The sequence below is a fragment of the Clostridium sp. ATCC 25772 genome (genome assembly GCF_001573875.1).
GTDB lineage: Bacteria > Bacillota > Clostridia > Clostridiales > Clostridiaceae > Clostridium_J > Clostridium_J senegalense.
The window spans coordinates 1-20,301 of the sequence record NZ_LFRG01000056.1; the positions used below are offsets into that span (position 1 = coordinate 1).

Consider the following 20,301-nt stretch of genomic DNA (forward strand, 5'->3'; position numbering starts at 1 on the left):
GACTTATTAAAGTGCGCCTATTTTTAAATATTTTATAGTTAAGATATAGTAAACCGAATAAAAGATTTTAAAGATGACTAAAAGGAGCTATCGCTAACGGATTTAAACCCGCTAATGCGACAGCCCCTTTTTTCTTATTTATTAATTGCTTCGTGTAGCACTCTTTCTTCTTCTTCTGATAAATCATACCTTGATATACCTTTATCTATAGGCTTTGCATATGTAGTACTTTCATTTCTACCATATATACTTGTTAATAATACACCATCATTGTTTGCATCTAAAAATGCAATTGAGTAACTTAGGTCACTTCCTACATCTTCAAAAGCTTTATATCTAATGATCGAAAACTTTTGAATACAATTGTTTGTTAAAACTTGTGTGTTTTTACAAATTTCTTTAATTTCATTATTGTTATTTTTGACTTCATCAATAGTGTCTAAATATTTTAATATTAACTCTTCTAAGTTTTTATTATTAGACCCTCTCATCAAACGTCTATATTTTTTTTCTAAACGGTTTAAACTTGATAGTGTTACTATTAATACAATAAAGAATACTGCTAATATGCCCAAAAGTGCTATAGTAATGTATGCACTATATTGGTTTATGATGTTGAATATTTGAGTCATAGTTTTCTTCCTTTCTTTAAAATTGTTTCATGTGAAACATTATAAACTGAATAGTTCTATTATCCTTTGAAGCTCATCTTCTGAATAATATTCTATTTCTATTTTTCCTTTATTTTTGCTCTTATGGTTTATATTTACTTTGGTATTAAAGTAATTTTCTAATTTTTTTTCAATATCTTTATAATAAGGATTTTTTTCTTCTTTATTTTTAGAAGTATTTTCTTCTTTATTTTTTAGTAATTCTTTTATTAATGACTCTGTTTCTCTAACGTTTAGCTCATTATCTATAACTTTTTGAGAAACTTCATATTGTATATTATTGTCATTTATCATCAGTACAGCTCTACCATGTCCTTCTGATATTACGCCTTCAATTATATATTGTTGAACTCTACTATCTAAATTTAATAATCTTAAACAATTAGCTATAGCACTTCTAGATTTACAAATTTTTTTACTTATATCCTCTTGTGTTAACTTAAAGTCATTCATAAGCTTTTTATAAGCGATAGCTTCTTCTATAGGATTTAAGTCTTCTCTAACAATGTTTTCTATAAGAGATATTTCTAAAACTTGCTCATCAGTTAAATTTTTTATTACTGCTGGAATATCTTTCAATCCAATCTTTTTAGCAGCTCGCCATCTTCTTTCTCCTGCTACTATAATATAGGTTTCATTTTCTTTTCTCAATATTATTGGTTGAATTACTCCATGTTGTCTTATAGACTCTGATAGCTCTAGTATCTTTTGATCATCAAAAGCTTTTCTTGGTTGATTTTTATCTGGTTTTATTAAATTCATAGATATATTTACTATAGATTTTTCAACCTTTTTTTCTTCTATAATCTGGTCTGGGATGAGAGCACTTAACCCTTTTCCTAAAGCCATTTTTTTTACCATCTTATTTATTCCCTCCTTTGTCTTTCTAAAAATTCTTTAGATAAATTATAAAAAGCATCTGCTCCTTTACATTTATCATCATATAAAATTATAGGAAGGCCAAAACTAGGTGATTCTGCTAACTTAATATTTCTTGGTATAGCAGTATTATAAACAGAGTTTTTGAAAAAATTCTTAACCTCCGAAACAACTTCATTACCTAATTTTGTTCTGGAATCGTACATACTTAAGATTACACCTTCAATTTCTATATCTTTATTTAAAGATTTTTTTATTAAATCATAAGTATTTATAAGCTGTCCTACACCTTCAAGTGCATAAAACTCACATTGAATAGGAATTAAAACACTATTAGATGCAGTAAGTGCATTTATAGTTAACATTCCTAGTGAAGGAGGGCAATCTATAAACACATAATCAAATTTATCTTCTAAAGTTTTTAATTTATTTTTTAGTATAAATTCTCTACTTTCTTTATCTATAAGTTCTACTTCAGCACCAGCTAAAGTAACATTAGATGGGACCATATAAAAATTATCCACTAAATCAATTTTTCTTATAGCATCTTCTATTTTTATATCTGTAGTTAAGACATCATAAGTTGAAAATTCTATTTTACTTTTATCAATTCCTAGTCCACTAGTTGTATTTCCTTGAGGATCAATATCTATAGCCAATATTTTATACCCTTGCATTGCCAAACATGAACATAAGTTTATGTTTATAGTTGTTTTTCCAACTCCACCTTTCTGATTAAAAACACATATAGTTTTCATCATTAAATCCCCCATTCTTTTATTATATTAGATTATCTAATCAATAATATTTTAACTTTTATATAGGAAAGTAAGCCTAACTTTAAATTTATTTATCAAACTTTCATTATCAGCTAAGAAAAATAAGTACAAATACCGTTAGTTGAAAATTAGAATTATTCCCTTATTCTATTAAGTAAAACAGTTATCATTTCCCCTAAAAATAACTCTTTATCTAGATTAAGTTTAGCTTCTAATTATATAATTTTAAATTGTTTAAATTAACTAATTTTAAGATCCTATTTTTCCATATTAAATGAAATAATAAATTTAATTTCAACTTTAAATACCCTTAAAATTTTTGCTTTAATTTTTATATGTTATTTAGTTTGTTATATATATCTAATTATATATTGATATATTTATCAATTAAAGTACTATTTGAAATTTTTATCATTTTAAATATATTTTATCCTATTATTGGATATATATGAGTTAATAATTACACTTTTCGATACTACCTTTTATATTTTTACATTTATCTATAATAAAAAAGACTTATTGGAAATCAATAAGTCTTTGTTTCACGTGAAACATTACTTTTTCTTTATAGTTATAGTAACTTGAATACTGTCATCTAGTTCTTTTGATCTATAATTTGCTTTTATGCCATATTTATCAAAAACTTGCTTTATTGTATTAACATATATTTTTGAATTAAATACACCTTTAATTCTTTTCTTTCCATCTGCAGCTATTTCTTGATGAGATATTCTTAATAACTCTCTATCTATTAATTGTTCTGTTTTACTTACATTTAATCCTTTATTTATTACTTCATCAATAACTGATTTTTGTAATTCAAGAGTTGGAAGTTTTAACAATGCCCTTGCATGTCTTTCTGTTAACTTGTTTTTTATTATTAAATCAATTAATTCTTTATCTAATTTTAGTATTCTTAATTTATTAGCTATAGTGGATTGCTTTTTTCCTATTGCTTTAGCTAATTGATCCTGAGTATATTCATGTTCTTGTATTAAATTATAATATGCTACTGCCTCTTCGAAAAAATTTAAATCTTCTCTCTGTAAGTTCTCTAAAAGAGCTATTGCCGCTGATTCTTTATCGTCTATTTCAACAATTATAACTGGAACTTCTAAAAGTCCTGCATGTTTAGCTGCTCTTAGTCTTCTTTCTCCAGCTATTAACTCATATGTATCATTAAAACTTTTCCTTACAGTAAGAGGTTGTATTATGCCATAAGTTTTTATTGATTGAGCTAATTCTTCTATTGCCTCTTCATTAAAAACTTGTCTTGGTTGATATTTATTAGGCACTATTAACTCTGTAGAAACGTTTATTACATTTTTTTCCATAAATAAACCCATCCCTTTATATTTTTCTTTAATCTAGTCCTCACATATATATTATACCATAATTTTACATTATTTTAATGGATTTTTTGTTACCATTCCTGCTTTTCTAGGATATTTTTTAGGTGTTTCTTTAATTTTCTTTATTACAACTAAGTTATGTTTAAGGTCGCTACCTTCAATATCAACATTCTCTATACGTTCAACTCTTCCGCCTAATATTGAAATAGCCTTTTTAGCATCTGTTAATTCCTCATCAATAGCTGGTCCTTTTAATGCAACAAAATATCCTCCAACTTTTAAATAAGGTATGCAAAATTCACTTAACACTGTAAGATTAGCTACAGCTCTTGAAACTACAGCATCAAACCCTTCTCTATAGCTTGGGTCCTTAGCATAATCTTCAGCTCTTCCATGCATAGTATTAACATTTTCTAAGCCCAATTGGTTAACAACTTCATTTAAAAAGTTTATTCTTTTATTTAATGAATCTAAAAGATACATTTCACATTCTGGATTCATTATTTTCATAGGTACGCCTGGGAATCCTCCCCCTGTGCCTATATCTATAAATCTTTTACATTTCTTTAATTCTTCTATTTTAAACACTTTTAATGAATCTATAAAATGCTTTTTTATTATTTCTTCATCTTCTGTAATTGCTGTTAAGTTTACTTTTTCATTCCACTCTTGTATAAGTTCTTTATATTTTATAAACTTATTATATTTATCCTCATCAAAGTCTAAACCTTCATTGTCACTTGCCATTTTTAACATATCGTAATATATCATAATTTCCTCCGCTTTTATAACAAAAAGTTTTATTGGTTTTTAACCCTATTTTTTTGTTCTAAATAAATCATTAAAACTGAAATATCTGCAGGAGATACACCTGAAATTCTAGAAGCCTGGCCTATATTAGTAGGTCTGATTTTGTTTAATTTTTGCATAGCTTCTATTCTAAGACCTTTTATATCACTATAGTCTATCTCACTATCTAGCATCTTATTTTCAAATTTTTTAAACTGTGCTATTTGTTCTAGCTGCTTTTCAATATAACCTTCATATTTTGACATTATATTCACTTGCTCTGTAATAGCATCAGAAAGATCTTCTCTTTCAGGATCTAAATCTGCAACTATATAATAATCAAGTTCTGAACGTTTTATTAGTTCATAAAGAGTTGTTGGTTTTTTTAGTGGCGCAGAACCCTTTGTTTCTAAAAACTCTATAACTTCTCTTTTATTAGTTATCTGTATGTTTTTAATTCTTTTAACTTCATTTTCTATCTGCTGTTTTTTTATTAAAAACGCATTATATCTTTCTTCACTTACAAGTCCTTTTTTATGTCCAAGTTCAGTAAGTCTTAAATCTGCATTATCTTGTCTTAACAATAGTCTATATTCTGAACGTGAAGTCATCATTCTATAAGGCTCATTAGTTCCTTTAGTAACTAAATCATCAATAAGAACTCCTATATATGCATCAGATCTTTTTAGTATAAGTGGTTCTTTTTCTAACACTTTTAATGCAGCGTTAATTCCTGCTATAAGGCCTTGTGCTGCTGCTTCTTCATATCCTGAACTACCATTTACTTGACCTGCTGTAAATAAACCACCTATGTTTTTAAGCTCTAAGGATAATTTTAATTGAGTTGGATCTAAGCAATCATATTCTATAGCATATGCTGTTCTTAACATCTCAACATTTTCAAGTCCTGGAACTGTTTTTAACATCTTTATTTGAACATCTTCAGGCAGTGAACTACTCATTCCCTGTACATACATTTCTTCTGTACCTTCGCCTTCTGGCTCTATAAATATTTGATGTCTTTCTTTATCTTTAAATCTCATAACTTTATCTTCTATAGAAGGACAATATCTTGGACCTGTACTAACTATTGAACCATTATAAAGTGGTGATCTATGTATATTTTCTAAAATAACTTCATGTGTTTTTTCGTTTGTATACGTTAAAAAACATGATATTTGATCTCTTTTTACATCCTTATTCATAAAAGAAAAAGGAACTACCTTATCGTCACCAAATTGTTCTTCCATTTGTGAAAAATCAATTGATCGCTTATTTACCCTAGCAGGGGTACCAGTCTTAAATCTTCTTAATGAAATTCCAAGTTCTTTTAAAGAATCAGATAATTTATTAGATGGTGAAAAACCACTTGGTCCTTCATTAAATTTTATATCTCCTACAATTATATTAGATTGTAGGTACGTTCCTGTTGTTAAAACTATTGTCTTACATGTAAAGTAAGCACCATATTTTGTTAGAACACCTTTAACTTTACCATTTTCAACATCTATTTTTGTAACCTCTAATTGTCTTAACCATAAGTTTTCCTCATTTTCAAGAACATTTTTCATTCTTTCTGAATATCTGTTCTTATCAGCTTGCGCTCTTAATGAGTGTACCGCTGGTCCTTTAGAAGTATTTAACATTCTAGATTGAATATATGTATTATCTATGTTTATACCCATTTCCCCACCTAGTGCATCTATCTCTCTTACTAGGTGTCCTTTAGCTGTTCCTCCAATATTAGGATTACATGCCATAAAGGCTATACTATCTAAATTCATAGTACAGATTAAAGTTTTACATCCAATTCTTGCTGATGCTAATGCAGCTTCACAACCTGCATGCCCAGCCCCTATTACTATAACGTCAAAATCTCCAGCTATATATGACATAACGTCACCTACTTTCCTAAACAAAATTCTGAAAATATTTTATCTATAATATCTTCTTCTAAAGTGCTTCCAGTGATTTTCCCTAAATCACTCCAAGCATTTCTTATATCTATTGAGGCCAAATCAATTGCAAAAGTATTTTCCAGTGTTTCTATTGCACCTTGTATATTTTCTTTTGCTCTAAATAAGGCTTCTTTATGTCTTGTATTCGTAATTATTACATCATCATTTGAAACTTCGCCTTTAAAAAACAAGTCTTTTATAGATTCTCTAACTTTATCTATATTTTTACCTGTTTTTGCAGAAATTTCAAAAATATAATTAGAATCAAATTCCTTTAAATCTTCTTTTTTTATTTTACCATCTAAATCTAATTTATTTAATAGAACAATATACTTTTTATCAAGTATATAACTTATAATTTCTCTATCTTCTTCATCTAATTCTCTACTACTATCTAAAATTAAAATTATAAGATCTGCTTGATTTATCTTCTCTTTTGATCTTTCAACTCCAATTTTCTCAACAAGATCTTCTGTTTCTCTTATTCCTGCAGTATCAACTATTTTTATAGGTACTCCAGATATGTTTATATACTCTTCTATTACGTCTCTAGTGGTACCAGGTACATCGGTAACTATTGCCCTGTTTTCTTTCGTTAGCGCGTTTAATAAAGATGATTTACCTACATTAGGTTTTCCTACTATTACTGTATTTAGACCTTCTCTTAAAATTTTACCTTCGTCTGCACTATCTAAAAGCTCATCTATCTTAATCAACATCTTTTTTAGAGTTTTAGCTGCACCTTCTGCTGTAACTTCCTCTAAATCATCTTCTGGATAATCAACGGTAGCTTCTATATGTGCAATAGATTGTAATAATTCATTTCTCAAAGCATTTATTTCCTTGGAAATTCCACCTTCACTTTGCATTAAAGCGGACTTCATACTTAACTCTGTTTTAGCATTTATTATATCTATAATAGCTTCCGCTTGGCTTAAATCTATCCTTCCATTTAAAAAAGCTCTTTTAGTAAACTCACCAGGTTCTGCTAATCTAGCTCCTACTTTTAAAACCTCTGACATAACTCTATTAGTAGCAACAACTCCACCATGACAGTTAATTTCTACTACATCCTCTGCAGTAAAACTACGAGGTCCTTTCATATAGCTTACTATAACTTCGTCTATATGCTCATCATTAGAATTTATAATATAACCATATCTCATTGTATATGTTTTTATATCGTTTAATTTTCTATTATTTTTACCTTTAAATATTTTACTAACTATATTTAAAGCTTTATCACCTGAAACTCTAATTATTGAAACTCCACCTTCTCCAATACTAGTAGCAACAGCAGCAATTGTATCGAATTCTTTCATAAATTTTACTCCTTTCTAATTTGATATCTAATTTTATATTATTTTAGTTTATTTTCTATTTAAAATCTTCTATAATTTCTTTTTTTACTAAGGCAAATAACAAATTTACCATTTTACTTATGTAATACACATTCAATTATTTTTTGTCCATATAAGTTTAAATTATACCATATAAAATTTTATAAAAAAAATATCTGAATTAATTTTTAATTGAAATTTTTAATGGAAACTTTACATTTATAAGGATATTTCTATATTATAAATAAAAAGAAAGCCTATTAGGCTTTCTTTATTTCAATAACAACTCTTCTTCTTGGCTCTTCACCTTCGCTATAAGTCTTAACATCTTGACTATTTTGAAGTGCTGCATGTATTACTCTTCTCTCATATGGATTCATAGGCTCTAATTTTAGAGTTTTGCCTGTTGCCTTTACTTTGCTTTCCATTTTTTCAGCAAGCCTTTTAAGGGTTTCTTGTCTAGTATGTCTATAATTTTCAGTATCTAATATAACTCTTACATATTCATCATCATGATCCTTATTTACAACTAAACTAACTAAATACTGAAGGGAATCTAATGTTTCCCCCCTGTAACCTATCAAAATACCCATATTAGGTCCGATTAAATTTATATTCATTTCATTCTTTTGTTCTTTTATTTTTATTTCAGCTTTAATATTCATAGAGTTTAAAATGTCTCTTAAAAAAACCTTAGCCTCTTCAGCTCTATCTTTTTTTATAGTTACTCTAACCTTAGCTGGTTTAACTCCTATTATGTTTAAAAAACCTTTGCTACCTTCATCTAACACTTCTATGCTTACTTTATCTTCAGTAACATTTAGCTCAGAAAGTGCATTTTTAATTGCATCCCCTGTGGTTTTCCCCGTCATTTCAATAATTCTCATCCCTATGACACCGCCTTCCCAAAACTACTAGGCATTTAATTATTTATTTTTCTTTTTTCCTTTATTATTATCAGTATTAGTAACTCCAACAGTTGCTAATTCTTCATTTTTCTTTTTAGGTCTTAATAATAAAGTTTGAACTAATTGAATCACGTTATTTATAATCCAATATATAACTATAGCTGATTGCATTTTAAAACCCATCCAAGTAAACATACCTGCCATAACTATATTCATCATTCCCATATTTGGCATTGCTTGGGAACTAGAATTAGCGTTAGCCTTTGGTTGTAACATTTTAGACATTATATAAGTACTTACACCTGATAAAACCGGAAGTATAAAATATGGATCTGGTTGATTTAAGTTTGGAATCCATAAAAATCCTGCACCATGATAATCAAGTGTACTGAATGCATAAAATAATACTATTATTATTGGATATTGAATAAGAAGTGGCAAGCATCCACTCATAGGACTTACGTTTTCTTCTTTATAAAGTTTTAATATTTCTTGTTGTGCTCTTTGTGGATCGTTTTTGTATTTTTCTTGTATTGCTGCAGTTTTTGGTTGAACTTCTGCTAATTTAACTGATGATCTTGTCTGCTTTATTGTTAGTGGCAATAGTATTACTTTTACTACTATTGTGAAAATAATTATTGCAATTCCGTAAGAATAATTCGGATTTGAAATTACCGATTGGATCATTCCATGGATAGCATCAAAGAAATTAACAAAATATACCGAAAAAAATTCTTTCAAGCTTTAATCCTCCTGTTTTGTGTTATTTAACTGGATCGTATCCACCCTTACTCCAAGGGTGACACCTTAATATTCTCTTTATAGCCATATATCCACCTTTTAAACCACCATATTTTTCAATAGCCTCTATAGCATACTGTGAACATGTGGGCTGAAATTTACAACATGGTGGTTTTAAGGGTGATATGTATTTTCTATATAAGTTAATCATATGAATCAAAGATTTTTTAATCATTTATTAACCCGCTTTTTCTAAATAAATCTTTCATAGCTTTTTCAATTTCTTTATAACTTTTGTCATTTGAAGCAGTTCTAGCGACAAAAACAAAATCATAACCCTGTTGTTTTAACATGTCTTTATTCAATCTATAGCTTTCACTTATCAATCTTTTTACTCTACTTCTTATTACACTTTTTCCAACTTTTTTGCTAACAGATATTCCAACCCTGTTAAAACTTGAATTATCACCTTTATTTTTATAATTTTTAAAAACATACATAACTAATAAGTAATTAGAGCAAGATTTACCTTTTCTATATACAACTCTAAACTCAGGATTCTTTCGTATTCTATCTAATTTCATATTAACTGCTCCTTTTTTCCTGCAATTGCAGAAAAAGGCCACATCTGCGGCCCTTATGCTGTCAATCTTTTTCTTCCTTTAAGTCTTCTTCTTTTTAGAACATTTCTTCCAGACTTAGTTTTCATTCTTTTTCTGAAACCATGCTCTTTTTTTCTTTGTCTTTTCTTAGGCTGATATGTCATGAACATATACGAACACCCCCTTCGTATGTAATAAAAATATTTATAGCAATTATAGTATCACTATTTTATGGTTTTACCATTAGATTATATATTTCTAATCGCCTTATGTCAAGATAACTGTCTTCACAAAAAAATATATAAAATTTTCCTGTGTGTTAATACTTTTTATTTATATTAATAGTTTTTTGTGGATAACTTATTGAATACCTTGATATATTTTGATATCATGGATACATACTTGTTGATAAAATTGGAATAAGTAAAGTTATGCACATCCTGTTGATAAAATTGTGTATAACTTATTCTATTTTTCTCCTTTTTTATTTAACAGTTATTATTTTTGACGTAAAAACTGAATTTATACATAAATTTTCAATGTGAATAATTTATAATTCTATATTGTTAATATCTTATATATTTATGAAAGTTATCAACATGTGAATATTTTTTATTGCATTTGTCAACAAATTAAATGTATTATTTTATATTGTTAATAACTTTGTTTATTATATGTTATATAATTGTGAAAAAATTTTTTTAAATAAATAAAAAAAATATTGTACTGGAGGATAGGAATAAAAATGAACGCCCAAGTGAAAGAGTTATGGGAAAAAACTTTAATCATTCTAAAAGAAGAACTTACCGAAGTCAGCTTTAATACTTGGATAAAAAGTATTGAACCTATCTCACTAGAAAATATTGCTTTAAAATTAGGTGTTCCAAACAATTTTACAAAAGATATTTTAGAAAATCGATATAAAGATTTAATAATAAACTCGATAAAATCCGTTTCAAATAAGACATATAATGTAGATTTTTTTGTGGTTTCTGAAGAGGCTCTTGAAAAAGAATCTTCTAAAAAAGAAGAGATTACCCAAAGAAGACTAATGGTAAATGATGAAATGTCTGCCATACTTAATCCAAAGTATACATTTGATTCGTTTGTTATAGGCAACAGTAATCGATTCGCACATGCAGCTTCTTTGGCCGTTGCAGAATCACCTGCTAAAGCTTATAATCCACTATTTATATATGGGGGAGTAGGACTTGGAAAAACACACCTTATGCATGCAATAGGTCACTACATACAAGATGTAAATCCTAAATCTAAAGTTGTTTACGTTTCTTCTGAAAAGTTTACTAATGAACTTATAAATTCAATAAAAGATGATAAAAACGTTGAATTTAGAAACAAATATAGAAATATAGACGTACTTTTAATAGATGATATTCAATTTATTGCGGGAAAAGAAAGAACTCAGGAAGAATTTTTCCATACATTTAATGCCCTTCATGAAGCTAATAAACAAATAATTTTATCTAGTGATAGACCACCAAAAGAAATTCCTACACTTGAAGATAGGTTACGTTCAAGATTTGAATGGGGTCTTATTGCAGATATACAACCACCAGATTTTGAAACTAGAATTGCTATTTTAAAGAAAAAAGCAGATGTTGAAAGTCTAGATATTCCTAATGATGTGATGGTTTATATTGCTACGCAAATAAAATCAAATATTAGAGAATTAGAAGGTGCTTTAATAAGAATTGTTGCTTACTCATCTTTAACCAATAGAGAAATAAATGTTGATTTAGCAATAGAAGCTCTAAAAGATATCATATCTAGTAAAAATGCACGTCAAATTACTATAGAATTAATTCAAGACATAGTTTCTAGTTACTATAATTTAAAAATTGAAGATTTTAAATCCTCACGAAGAACTAGAAATGTAGCTTTTCCAAGACAGATTGCAATGTATCTTTCCAGAAAACTTACAGATATGTCCCTACCTAAAATTGGAGAAGAATTTGGTGGTAGAGATCATACTACAGTAATTCATGCTTATGAAAAAATTTCTCAAGCATTAAAGAAAGATGAAAACCTTCAAAGCTCAGTATCTGACCTAACTAAGAAGATACAACAAAAATAACTAACAGATGTTATTAATTTAACCATTAGTTGTTGTGGATAAAAAACAAAATACTTATTGGTTGTTAATATTGTGGATAAATTGAAATAGTTATCGGTTGTTTATCCACAATTATTTTTATTGATTTTTTATTGCAGTTACAAGGGTTAAAGGGGTTATCCACATACTAACAGCCCCTACTACTATTACTACTATATTTTTTATATTATCTAAGCTATACTGTATACTATAAAAAATGTTAATAAGGAGGATTACTATGAAGCTTTTAATTAACAAAAATTCATTGTTAGAAGCAATATCAAATGTTCAAAAAGCCATTACTGGAAAATCAACACTTCCTATACTTCAAGGAATATACATAAATGCGTATAAAAATACATTAACACTAATTGGTTCTGATATAGATGTTTGTATTGAAACTAAGATTGACGCAGAAATATTAGAAGAAGGATCTATAGTTGTTGATTCAAGATTGTTCGGAGAAATAATTAGAAAGTTACCAAATGCAGAAATAGAAATAAGTACTATTGATAACAATACAATAGAACTTAATTGTCAAAAATCATGTGTTAATTTAATTCATATGGATGCTAGTGAATATCCATTACTTCCAACGATAACAGAAGATACAATCTTCTCTATATCTCAAAAAACATTAAAAAACATGATAAAAGGAACAATATTTGCAGTAGCACAAGATGAAACAAGACCAATTCTTACAGGTGTACTTTTTGAGGTTAAGGATAGAAAATTAAATTTAGTTGCTCTGGATGGTTTTAGAGTTGCATTTAGAAGCGAACAGTTAGATTGTAATGACAATAAAGAAGCTGTTATTCCAGGAAAAACGTTAAATGAAGTTTCTAAAATACTTGAAGATAAAGATGAGAATGTGGAAATAACTTTTACAAACAACCATATTTTATTTAATATTGGAAATACAAAAGTTATTTCTAGACTTTTAGAAGGCGAATTTATAAAATATGCTTCTATAATTCCTCAAGAATATAAAACTAAAGTTATAGTTAATAAAAATGAAATTTTAGGATGTATTGAAAGAGCATCTCTAATGGCGAAAGACGGAAACACAAATCTTGTAAAATTAGAGATTGTTGATGACAACTTAATAGTCACTTCCAATTCTCAATTGGGAAAAGCAAGGGAAGAAGTGAATATTATTCTGCAAGGAGAATCTCTTAAAATTGCATTTAACTCTAAATATCTTATAGACGTATTTAAAAATATTGAAGAAGAAGAAATTATTATGGAGTTATCTAGTTCCGTTGCGCCATGTGTAGTAAAAAATAAAGAAGTTAACAACTGCACATATCTTTTACTACCAGTAAGGGTACTAAATAATTAATATAAAAAAGTATAAATAAAAGGAGAAACTTGATTTAAAATAAGATTTAATTTAAATATTTGAATAGTAATTTTTACTATGGAAAAAATATAAATAGAATCTTGTCAAGGTGTAAGAGTTATGATAGAAATAAAAATAAATACTGAATTTATAAAATTGGACTCATTTTTAAAGTTCTCAGGTGCTTGTTCCTTAGGTTCTGAAGCTAAATTTTTTATTAAAAATGGTGACGTTAAAGTCAATGGTGACATAGAAATTCAAAGAGGAAAAAAGCTATACAACGGTGATATCGTTGAATTTCAAGGTGAAAATTATAAAATTGTATAACTAAGTATGCACCGAATCAATTCGGTGTATATTTTTAAATACTCTATATTTAGTAATTACACTAAATGTTGATAGTATGATATAATTTATTATTGGGTGTTTGTTTATTATGTATGTTAATAAGTTGATTATAAAAAATTTTAGAAGTTACAATGAGCTAGTATTAAACCTTACAAATGGAACTAATGTTTTTGTAGGTGACAATGCTCAAGGAAAAACAAATATATTAGAGTCAATATATTATTCAAGTATAGGAAAATCTCATAGAACTAATAGAGATAAAGAGCTTATTACTTGGAATAAAGATGATGCGTATATAAGAGTTGATATATCTAAAAAGAGATTAGATAAAAAAATAGAAATGAAAATATTTAAAGAGGGCAAAAAAGGTATAAATATCAATTCTGTAAAAATAAATAGGCTCTCTGAACTTGTAGGTGTACTTAATGTTGTTATGTTTTCACCAGAAGACTTAAGCATTATAAAGGATTCACCGTCTTATAGAAGAAAATTTTTGGATATAGAGCTTTGTAAGTTATATCCTAAATACTATTACAACCTAGCTGCTTACAAAAAAGTACTAGCAGAGAGGAATAATGTTTTGAAAAAATTTAATTGCAATTTAGATATTTTAGATATATACGATATTAAATTAAGTGAATTTGGAACATATATAATTGAGAAAAGACTAGAATATATAAATAGATTAAATGATAAGGCGTTAAATATTCATAAAGATATAACGTCTAATAAAGAAATTATAAATTTTGCTTATTTAAGTAATATAAAAGAGGATGACGTTGATATAAAATCTCAAATGTATAACTCTTTATTAAAAAATAGAAAAAAGGATTTTGAAAGAAAAATAACTTCAATAGGTCCCCATAGAGACGATTTTGCAACATTTATTAATAATATTGATGTTAAAACTTATGGATCACAAGGTCAGCAAAGAACATCAGTACTTTCAATGAAATTTGCATCAGTGCAGATAATTAAAGACATAACTGGCGAATATCCTCTGTTGCTTTTAGATGATGTACTTTCCGAATTAGATATATCTCGTCAAAAATACATATTGAATTCTATCAGTAATGTTCAAACTTTAATTACTTGTACAGGAATAAATAATATAAAAAAATATTTAAATTCTTCAGTTGACATTAGAATATTTGAAGTTAAAACTGGAAAAATAACTGATATTACCAATTAAGGAGGGTAAATATGTTTTTGCACTTAGGAGAAAATGTGGTAGTTCCAGTAAAAGATGTAATAGCGATTCTAGATATGGAATCAACTATGTACAGTTCGGATACAATTCAATTTTTAAGAATGGCAGAAGAGGATGGATTTGTTGAAAGAATCACTAAAGAAAAACCAAAATCTTTTGTTATAGCAGAAGTAGAAAAAAAGAGTAAAATATACTTATCACCAATATCTTCAGCAACATTATGCAAAAGAACAGATATTGCATATTGTGAGCTTTAGTAAGTTAGGAGGATATACATGGATACCAATAAAGTTTATGATGAAAATCAAATACAAGTACTAGAAGGTCTAGAAGCCGTAAGAAAAAGACCAGGAATGTATATAGGTAGCACAAGCGCAAGAGGACTTCATCACTTGGTTTATGAAATAGTAGATAATAGTATAGATGAGGCCTTAGCAGGATTTTGTAATAATATAAAAGTTACTATTCATGAAGATAACTCAATAACAGTAGAAGATGACGGAAGAGGTATGCCCGTTGGAATACATCCAAAATTAAAAATACCGACAGTGGAAGTAATCATGACTGTGCTTCATGCAGGTGGTAAATTTGGTGGAGGAGGATACAAGGTATCTGGAGGTCTGCACGGTGTTGGAGCATCTGTTGTAAATGCTCTTTCAGAAATTTGTACAGTTGAGGTAAAAAGAGATGGACACATATGGAAAGAGACTTTCTCAAGAGGAAAAGTCCTAAATCCATTTGAAGTAGCTGGCGACACAGATGATCATGGAACTAGAATTTATTTTAAGGCAGATCCTGAAATATTTGATGAGGTAAACTATGATTATGATACATTAAGCCAAAGATTAAGAGAACTTTCATTTTTAAATAAGGGCATTAAAATAACATTAACAGATGAAAGAGAAGGAAAAAGTCAAGAGTTCCACTATGAAGGTGGTATAAAATCTTTTGTTGAGTATTTAAATAGAAACAAAGGCAAAATACATAATGAGCCTATTTATGTAGAAGGGATTAAAGACGATTGTACCGTTGAAATTGCACTTCAATACAACGATTCGTACAATGAAAATTTATTTTCCTTTGCCAATAATATAGATACAATTGAAGGTGGAACACATTTAGTTGGATTCAAAGCTGCGTTAACTAGAGTTATAAATGATTATGCTAAAAAATTTGGCCATTTAAAAGAAAATGATAAAAACTTAAGTGGTGAAGATGTAAGAGAAGGATTAACAGCAGTAGTTTCTGTTAAAATAACCGATCCTCAATTTGAAGGTCAAACTAAAACAAAGCTAGGAAATAGCCAGGTTAGAGGAATAGTGGAATCAATAGCAAATGATTCTATAACAAACTTCTTAGAGGAAAACCCTCAAGTTGGTAAAAGCATAATAGATAAAGGTTTAAATGCTGCAAGGGCTAGAGAAGCTGCAAAAAAAGCAAGAGAACTAACAAGAAGAAAATCTGTTCTTGAAAGTACAGCTTTGCCTGGAAAATTAGCAGATTGCTCATCTAAAAACCCAGCAGAATGTGAAATTTATATAGTTGAGGGAGATTCTGCCGGTGGTTCTGCTAAGCAAGGTAGAAATAGAAAATTCCAAGCTATTTTACCTTTAAGAGGTAAAATTATGAATGTTGAAAAACAAAGATTAGATAAAATGCTGAATTCAGATACAATTAAATCTATGATAACAGCATTTGGTGGCGGAATTGGAAAAGATTTTGATGTTAGCAGAATTAGATATCACAAAATAATAATAATGACAGATGCGGATGTTGATGGAGCTCACATAAGAACATTATTACTTACTTTCTTTTACAGATACATGAGAGAATTAGTGGATGAGGGTCATGTTTATATAGCTCAGCCGCCTCTTTATAGATTAAAAAAGGGCAAAAACGAATATTACACATATAGTGATAAAGAACTTGAGACCTTAATTCAAGAGGTTGGTGGAAAAGATAGTAGTGTAGATATACAAAGATATAAAGGTTTAGGAGAAATGAATGCAGAACAACTTTGGGATACTACTATGAACCCAGAGAATAGAACACTGCTTAAGGTAGATGTAGAAGATGCAATGGCTGCAGATGAAATTTTTACTATTCTTATGGGAGATAAAGTTGAACCTCGTAGAGAATTCATAGAAGAGAATGCTAAAAAAGTTATTAATCTAGATATATAGTTAATTATACAAATTAGAGAGGTGTAACATATGAATAGCGAAGAAAAAATATTGCCTGTAGACATAAGAAATGAAATGAAAAAATGTTATATAGATTATGCAATGAGTGTTATAGCTGGTCGTGCGCTTCCAGATGTTAGAGATGGGTTAAAGCCTGTTCATAGAAGAATATTATATTCAATGCATGAATTAGGATTATATCCAGAGAAGGGATATAGAAAGTGTGCAAGGATAGTCGGAGATGTTCTAGGTAAGTATCACCCACATGGTGATACGGCTGTTTATGATGCACTTGTAAGACTAGCACAAGATTTTTCAATTAGATATAAATTAGTTGATGGTCATGGAAACTTTGGATCAGTTGATGGTGATGGCGCAGCAGCAATGAGATATACTGAAGCGAAGATGGATAAAATAACAACTCAAATGTTAAGAGATATAAATAAAAACACAGTAGATTTTATACCAAACTTCGATGGAGAAGAAAAAGAACCTGTAGTATTACCTTGTAGATTCCCTAACTTGTTAGTAAATGGATCAACAGGTATTGCTGTTGGAATGGCAACTAATATACCACCACATAATTTAAATGAAGTTATTGATGGGGTACTTATGCTTATAGAAGATGCAGATGTTTCAATAAGTGAATTAATGACTGAAATTAAAGGGCCGGACTTTCCAACATCAGGAATAATATTAGGTAAAAGTGGAATAAGAAATGCTTATGAAACTGGAAGAGGTAAGGTTTTAGTTAGATCTAAAGCAGAAATAGAAGAAGAAAATGGAAGACATAAAATTATAGTTACGGAGATACCTTATCAGGTTAATAAAGCAAATTTAATAGAGGCTATAGCTAATCTAGTTAAAGAAAAAAAATTAGATGGAATATCTGATCTTAGAGATGAATCAGATAGAGACGGTATGCGTATAGTTATAGAATTAAAAAGAGATGCTAATCCTAATATAGTTTTAAATAGATTATATAAACATACTAAAATGCAAGATACTTTTGGAATTATAATGCTTGTTTTAGTAGATGGTGAGCCTAAGGTATTAAACTTAAAACAAATACTTTCATACTATTTAGAGCATCAAAAGGAAGTTGTTACTAGAAGAACTCAATTTGATTTAGATAAGGCATTAGCGAGAGCACATATACTTGAAGGCCTTAGAATAGCATTAGACCACATAGATCAAGTAATAGCATTAATAAGAGGTTCTAAAACCACAGTAGAAGCTAAAGAAGGATTAATAAAAGAGTTTGGCCTATCAGAAAAACAAGCTCAAGCTATATTAGATATGAAACTTCAAAGGCTTACAGGATTAGAGCGTGAAAAGATTGAAGAAGAATATAATCAATTAATGGAAACTGTAAAATATTTAAGATCAATACTTGAAAGTGAAGAAAAGTTACTTGATATAATAAAAGAAGAGCTTATAGAGATAAAGAATAAGTATGGTGATGAAAGAAAAACATCAATAGAGAAAAATCCATATAGTTTTGATGATGAGGATTTAATTGATGATGAAGATGTTGTAATAACATTAACTCATGCTGGATATATAAAAAGATTACCAGTAGATACTTATAATGCTCAAAAAAGAGGGGGAAGAGGAGTACAAGGTGCTAACACTAAAGAAGATGACTTTGTAGAAAATATAATAACTACCCCTATATTAAATAACTTATTGTTCTTTACTAACAAGGGAAAAGTTTATAGATTAAAAGCTTACGAAATTCCAGAAGGTAGTAGAACATCTAAGGGAACTAATATAATAAATGTATTACCAATAGAGAATGGTGAAACAATACAGGCAATAATGCCAATTAAAACCTTTGATAAAGATAACTCATTAATAATGGGAACTAAATATGGTGTAGTTAAAAAGACATCATTAGATAAATATGCATCTATAAGAAGAAATGGCTTAAATGCTATAAATTTAAGAGAAAATGATGAGTTAGTAGGGGTAAATATTACTAAGGGAGATAGTGAAGTAATATTTGTAACTAAAAACGGATATTCAATTAGATTTAGTGAAAAAGATGTAAGACAAATGGGTAGAGTAGCTACTGGTGTTAAAGCTATAACATTAAGAAAAGAAGATGTAGTGGTTTCAATGCTAGTTGTAAAAGAAAGTGAAGAGTTACTTGTTATAAGTGAAAAAGGTTTTGGTAAAAGAACAAATATAAAAGAATATACACTGCAACATAGAGGTGGTAAGGGAATAATAACTTACAAAATAACAGAAAAAACAGGATGTGTTGTAGGTGCAAGAATAGTTAATGACTTAGATGAGCTTATGCTTATGAATAGCAATGGAATAATGATTAGAATAAATGTAAGTGATATATCTACTTGTGGAAGAAATACAATGGGTGTAACACTTATGAAAACTGGCGAAGATGTAAATATAGTAGCTATTGCTAAAATAAATTATTCAGAGCCTAAAGAAGAATCAGAAGATCATATTAAAGAAGAAGAAAGCTCAAATGAAGAAATAAAAGATATAGATAATGAATAAAGAAGAATAAAAAAGCTGTACCTTAGCATTTAAGGTACAGCTTTTCTTATGCTTTTATAGTTTATAAAAGCAATTATATAGTAAGATTTATAGATATAAATATAAAAACAATTAAAACTTTGCCACGTGTATCTTTTGTAGAAAAAAGAAGGATTTAATAGAAAAATAAAGAAAAATGGAAAAGATTTTAATAAATAGATTATAAAAGCTAAAATCAGGTTTTAAAAAAGTATATAATAAATCTTGTCGCTGAGGCAAGCAAGTAAACAGCCTAAGCGATAAGGATTAAAACTTTAAAAAATACTTTCAAAATTTGAAAATAAATTTTAAAAAAGTATTGACAAAAAAGTTTAAATCTAGTAAAATAGTAAAAGTCGTCAGGTGATGACGAATTGGTCTTTGAAAATTAAACAGATAAATATAGGTAAAACCAGTTAATTCATTTGAGAATCTATTTTGTAGAGACTCACATCGGAAGATGTAAAAAAATTGACTATTATAGTCAGCAAATTGCTTGAAGCAGTTCAAACTTTTAAATTGAGAGTTTGATCCTGGCTCAG

Annotated in this window: 19 protein-coding genes; 7 read left to right on the top strand and 12 right to left on the bottom strand. The window is 28.3% G+C overall.

The window, feature by feature from the left end; translation table 11 throughout:
* Positions 1-134 precede the first annotated feature (134 nt).
* The 12 genes from AZI32_RS15130 to rpmH all read right to left on the bottom strand — a co-directional run bounded on the left by AZI32_RS15130 (position 135) and on the right by rpmH (position 10,189).
* Complete coding sequence (locus AZI32_RS15130) at positions 135-632, bottom strand: DUF4446 family protein (RefSeq protein ID WP_061996618.1); 498 nt, start codon at positions 630-632, stop codon at positions 135-137.
* Positions 633-671: 39 nt separating this feature from the next.
* Positions 672-1,532 (bottom strand): ParB/RepB/Spo0J family partition protein, encoded by an 861-nt coding sequence (locus AZI32_RS15135; RefSeq protein WP_061996619.1) that lies wholly within the window; start codon positions 1,530-1,532, stop codon positions 672-674.
* A gap of 5 nt (positions 1,533-1,537) precedes the next feature.
* Positions 1,538-2,308, bottom strand: coding sequence for an AAA family ATPase (locus AZI32_RS15140; protein WP_061996620.1), 771 nt, complete (start codon positions 2,306-2,308; stop codon positions 1,538-1,540).
* Between the two features lie 575 nt (positions 2,309-2,883).
* Positions 2,884-3,663 (bottom strand): nucleoid occlusion protein, encoded by a 780-nt coding sequence (noc, locus tag AZI32_RS15145; RefSeq protein WP_061996621.1) that lies wholly within the window; start codon positions 3,661-3,663, stop codon positions 2,884-2,886.
* A gap of 69 nt (positions 3,664-3,732) precedes the next feature.
* The gene (gene rsmG / locus AZI32_RS15150; RefSeq protein ID WP_061996622.1) at positions 3,733-4,452 is read right to left on the bottom strand and encodes a 16S rRNA (guanine(527)-N(7))-methyltransferase RsmG; all 720 of its coding nucleotides are present in this window, start codon (positions 4,450-4,452) and stop codon (positions 3,733-3,735) included.
* A 29-nt stretch (positions 4,453-4,481) separates the two neighbouring features.
* A complete protein-coding gene (gene mnmG, locus AZI32_RS15155; protein ID WP_061996623.1) occupies positions 4,482-6,365 on the bottom strand; it encodes a tRNA uridine-5-carboxymethylaminomethyl(34) synthesis enzyme MnmG in 1,884 nt (627 codons plus the stop codon).
* Positions 6,366-6,373: 8 nt separating this feature from the next.
* Positions 6,374-7,750 (bottom strand): tRNA uridine-5-carboxymethylaminomethyl(34) synthesis GTPase MnmE, encoded by a 1,377-nt coding sequence (gene mnmE / locus AZI32_RS15160; protein ID WP_061996624.1) that lies wholly within the window; start codon positions 7,748-7,750, stop codon positions 6,374-6,376.
* A gap of 278 nt (positions 7,751-8,028) precedes the next feature.
* A complete protein-coding gene (gene jag, locus AZI32_RS15165) occupies positions 8,029-8,655 on the bottom strand; it encodes an RNA-binding cell elongation regulator Jag/EloR (protein WP_061996625.1) in 627 nt (208 codons plus the stop codon).
* A gap of 39 nt (positions 8,656-8,694) precedes the next feature.
* Positions 8,695-9,417, bottom strand: a complete 723-nt coding sequence (gene yidC / locus AZI32_RS15170; protein ID WP_061996626.1) for a membrane protein insertase YidC — start codon at positions 9,415-9,417, stop codon at positions 8,695-8,697.
* 22 nt (positions 9,418-9,439) lie between these two features.
* On the bottom strand, positions 9,440-9,649 hold the full coding sequence (yidD, locus tag AZI32_RS15175; RefSeq protein ID WP_061996634.1) for a membrane protein insertion efficiency factor YidD: 210 nt from the start codon (positions 9,647-9,649) through the stop codon (positions 9,440-9,442).
* Positions 9,645-10,001: a ribonuclease P protein component gene (gene rnpA, locus AZI32_RS15180; protein WP_061996627.1), complete on the bottom strand. Its 357-nt coding sequence runs from the start codon at positions 9,999-10,001 to the stop codon at positions 9,645-9,647. The genes yidD and rnpA overlap by 5 nt, the downstream gene beginning before the upstream one ends.
* A gap of 53 nt (positions 10,002-10,054) precedes the next feature.
* On the bottom strand, positions 10,055-10,189 hold the full coding sequence (rpmH, locus tag AZI32_RS15185) for a 50S ribosomal protein L34 (RefSeq protein WP_010298336.1): 135 nt from the start codon (positions 10,187-10,189) through the stop codon (positions 10,055-10,057).
* Positions 10,190-10,764: 575 nt separating this feature from the next.
* Between rpmH and dnaA the strand changes: the two genes are divergently transcribed.
* The 7 genes from dnaA (at position 10,765) to gyrA (ending at position 19,741) form a co-directional block, all read left to right on the top strand.
* Entirely contained in the window at positions 10,765-12,114 is a 1,350-nt protein-coding gene (gene dnaA, locus AZI32_RS15190) for a chromosomal replication initiator protein DnaA (protein WP_061996628.1), read from the top strand.
* A gap of 256 nt (positions 12,115-12,370) precedes the next feature.
* Positions 12,371-13,474, top strand: coding sequence for a DNA polymerase III subunit beta (dnaN, locus tag AZI32_RS15195; protein ID WP_061996629.1), 1,104 nt, complete (start codon positions 12,371-12,373; stop codon positions 13,472-13,474).
* 120 nt (positions 13,475-13,594) lie between these two features.
* Complete coding sequence (gene yaaA, locus AZI32_RS15200) at positions 13,595-13,801, top strand: S4 domain-containing protein YaaA (protein ID WP_061996630.1); 207 nt, start codon at positions 13,595-13,597, stop codon at positions 13,799-13,801.
* 109 nt (positions 13,802-13,910) lie between these two features.
* Complete coding sequence (gene recF, locus AZI32_RS15205; RefSeq protein WP_061996631.1) at positions 13,911-15,014, top strand: DNA replication/repair protein RecF; 1,104 nt, start codon at positions 13,911-13,913, stop codon at positions 15,012-15,014.
* An 11-nt stretch (positions 15,015-15,025) separates the two neighbouring features.
* Positions 15,026-15,289, top strand: coding sequence for an extracellular matrix/biofilm biosynthesis regulator RemA family protein (locus tag AZI32_RS15210; protein ID WP_010298350.1), 264 nt, complete (start codon positions 15,026-15,028; stop codon positions 15,287-15,289).
* An 18-nt stretch (positions 15,290-15,307) separates the two neighbouring features.
* Entirely contained in the window at positions 15,308-17,215 is a 1,908-nt protein-coding gene (gene gyrB, locus AZI32_RS15215) for a DNA topoisomerase (ATP-hydrolyzing) subunit B (RefSeq protein ID WP_061996632.1), read from the top strand.
* Positions 17,216-17,245: 30 nt separating this feature from the next.
* Positions 17,246-19,741, top strand: a complete 2,496-nt coding sequence (gene gyrA, locus AZI32_RS15220) for a DNA gyrase subunit A (RefSeq protein WP_061996633.1) — start codon at positions 17,246-17,248, stop codon at positions 19,739-19,741.
* Positions 19,742-20,301 lie beyond the last annotated feature (560 nt).

Excerpts from the sequence above, each read along its gene's own strand:
- AZI32_RS15130 (WP_061996618.1), bottom strand. The coding sequence starts at position 632 with ATGACTCAAATATTCAACATCATAAACCAATATAGTGCATACATTACT.
- AZI32_RS15135 (WP_061996619.1), bottom strand. The coding sequence starts at position 1,532 with ATGGTAAAAAAAATGGCTTTAGGAAAAGGGTTAAGTGCTCTCATCCCA.
- AZI32_RS15140 (WP_061996620.1), bottom strand. The coding sequence starts at position 2,308 with ATGAAAACTATATGTGTTTTTAATCAGAAAGGTGGAGTTGGAAAAACA.
- noc (WP_061996621.1), bottom strand. The coding sequence starts at position 3,663 with ATGGAAAAAAATGTAATAAACGTTTCTACAGAGTTAATAGTGCCTAAT.
- rsmG (WP_061996622.1), bottom strand. The coding sequence starts at position 4,452 with ATGATATATTACGATATGTTAAAAATGGCAAGTGACAATGAAGGTTTA.
- mnmG (WP_061996623.1), bottom strand. The coding sequence starts at position 6,365 with ATGTCATATATAGCTGGAGATTTTGACGTTATAGTAATAGGGGCTGGG.
- mnmE (WP_061996624.1), bottom strand. The coding sequence starts at position 7,750 with ATGAAAGAATTCGATACAATTGCTGCTGTTGCTACTAGTATTGGAGAA.
- jag (WP_061996625.1), bottom strand. The coding sequence starts at position 8,655 with ATGAGAATTATTGAAATGACGGGGAAAACCACAGGGGATGCAATTAAA.
- rnpA (WP_061996627.1), bottom strand. The coding sequence starts at position 10,001 with ATGAAATTAGATAGAATACGAAAGAATCCTGAGTTTAGAGTTGTATAT.
- rpmH (WP_010298336.1), bottom strand. The coding sequence starts at position 10,189 with ATGTTCATGACATATCAGCCTAAGAAAAGACAAAGAAAAAAAGAGCAT.
- dnaA (WP_061996628.1), top strand. The coding sequence starts at position 10,765 with ATGAACGCCCAAGTGAAAGAGTTATGGGAAAAAACTTTAATCATTCTA.
- dnaN (WP_061996629.1), top strand. The coding sequence starts at position 12,371 with ATGAAGCTTTTAATTAACAAAAATTCATTGTTAGAAGCAATATCAAAT.
- yaaA (WP_061996630.1), top strand. The coding sequence starts at position 13,595 with ATGATAGAAATAAAAATAAATACTGAATTTATAAAATTGGACTCATTT.
- recF (WP_061996631.1), top strand. The coding sequence starts at position 13,911 with ATGTATGTTAATAAGTTGATTATAAAAAATTTTAGAAGTTACAATGAG.
- AZI32_RS15210 (WP_010298350.1), top strand. The coding sequence starts at position 15,026 with ATGTTTTTGCACTTAGGAGAAAATGTGGTAGTTCCAGTAAAAGATGTA.
- gyrB (WP_061996632.1), top strand. The coding sequence starts at position 15,308 with ATGGATACCAATAAAGTTTATGATGAAAATCAAATACAAGTACTAGAA.
- gyrA (WP_061996633.1), top strand. The coding sequence starts at position 17,246 with ATGAATAGCGAAGAAAAAATATTGCCTGTAGACATAAGAAATGAAATG.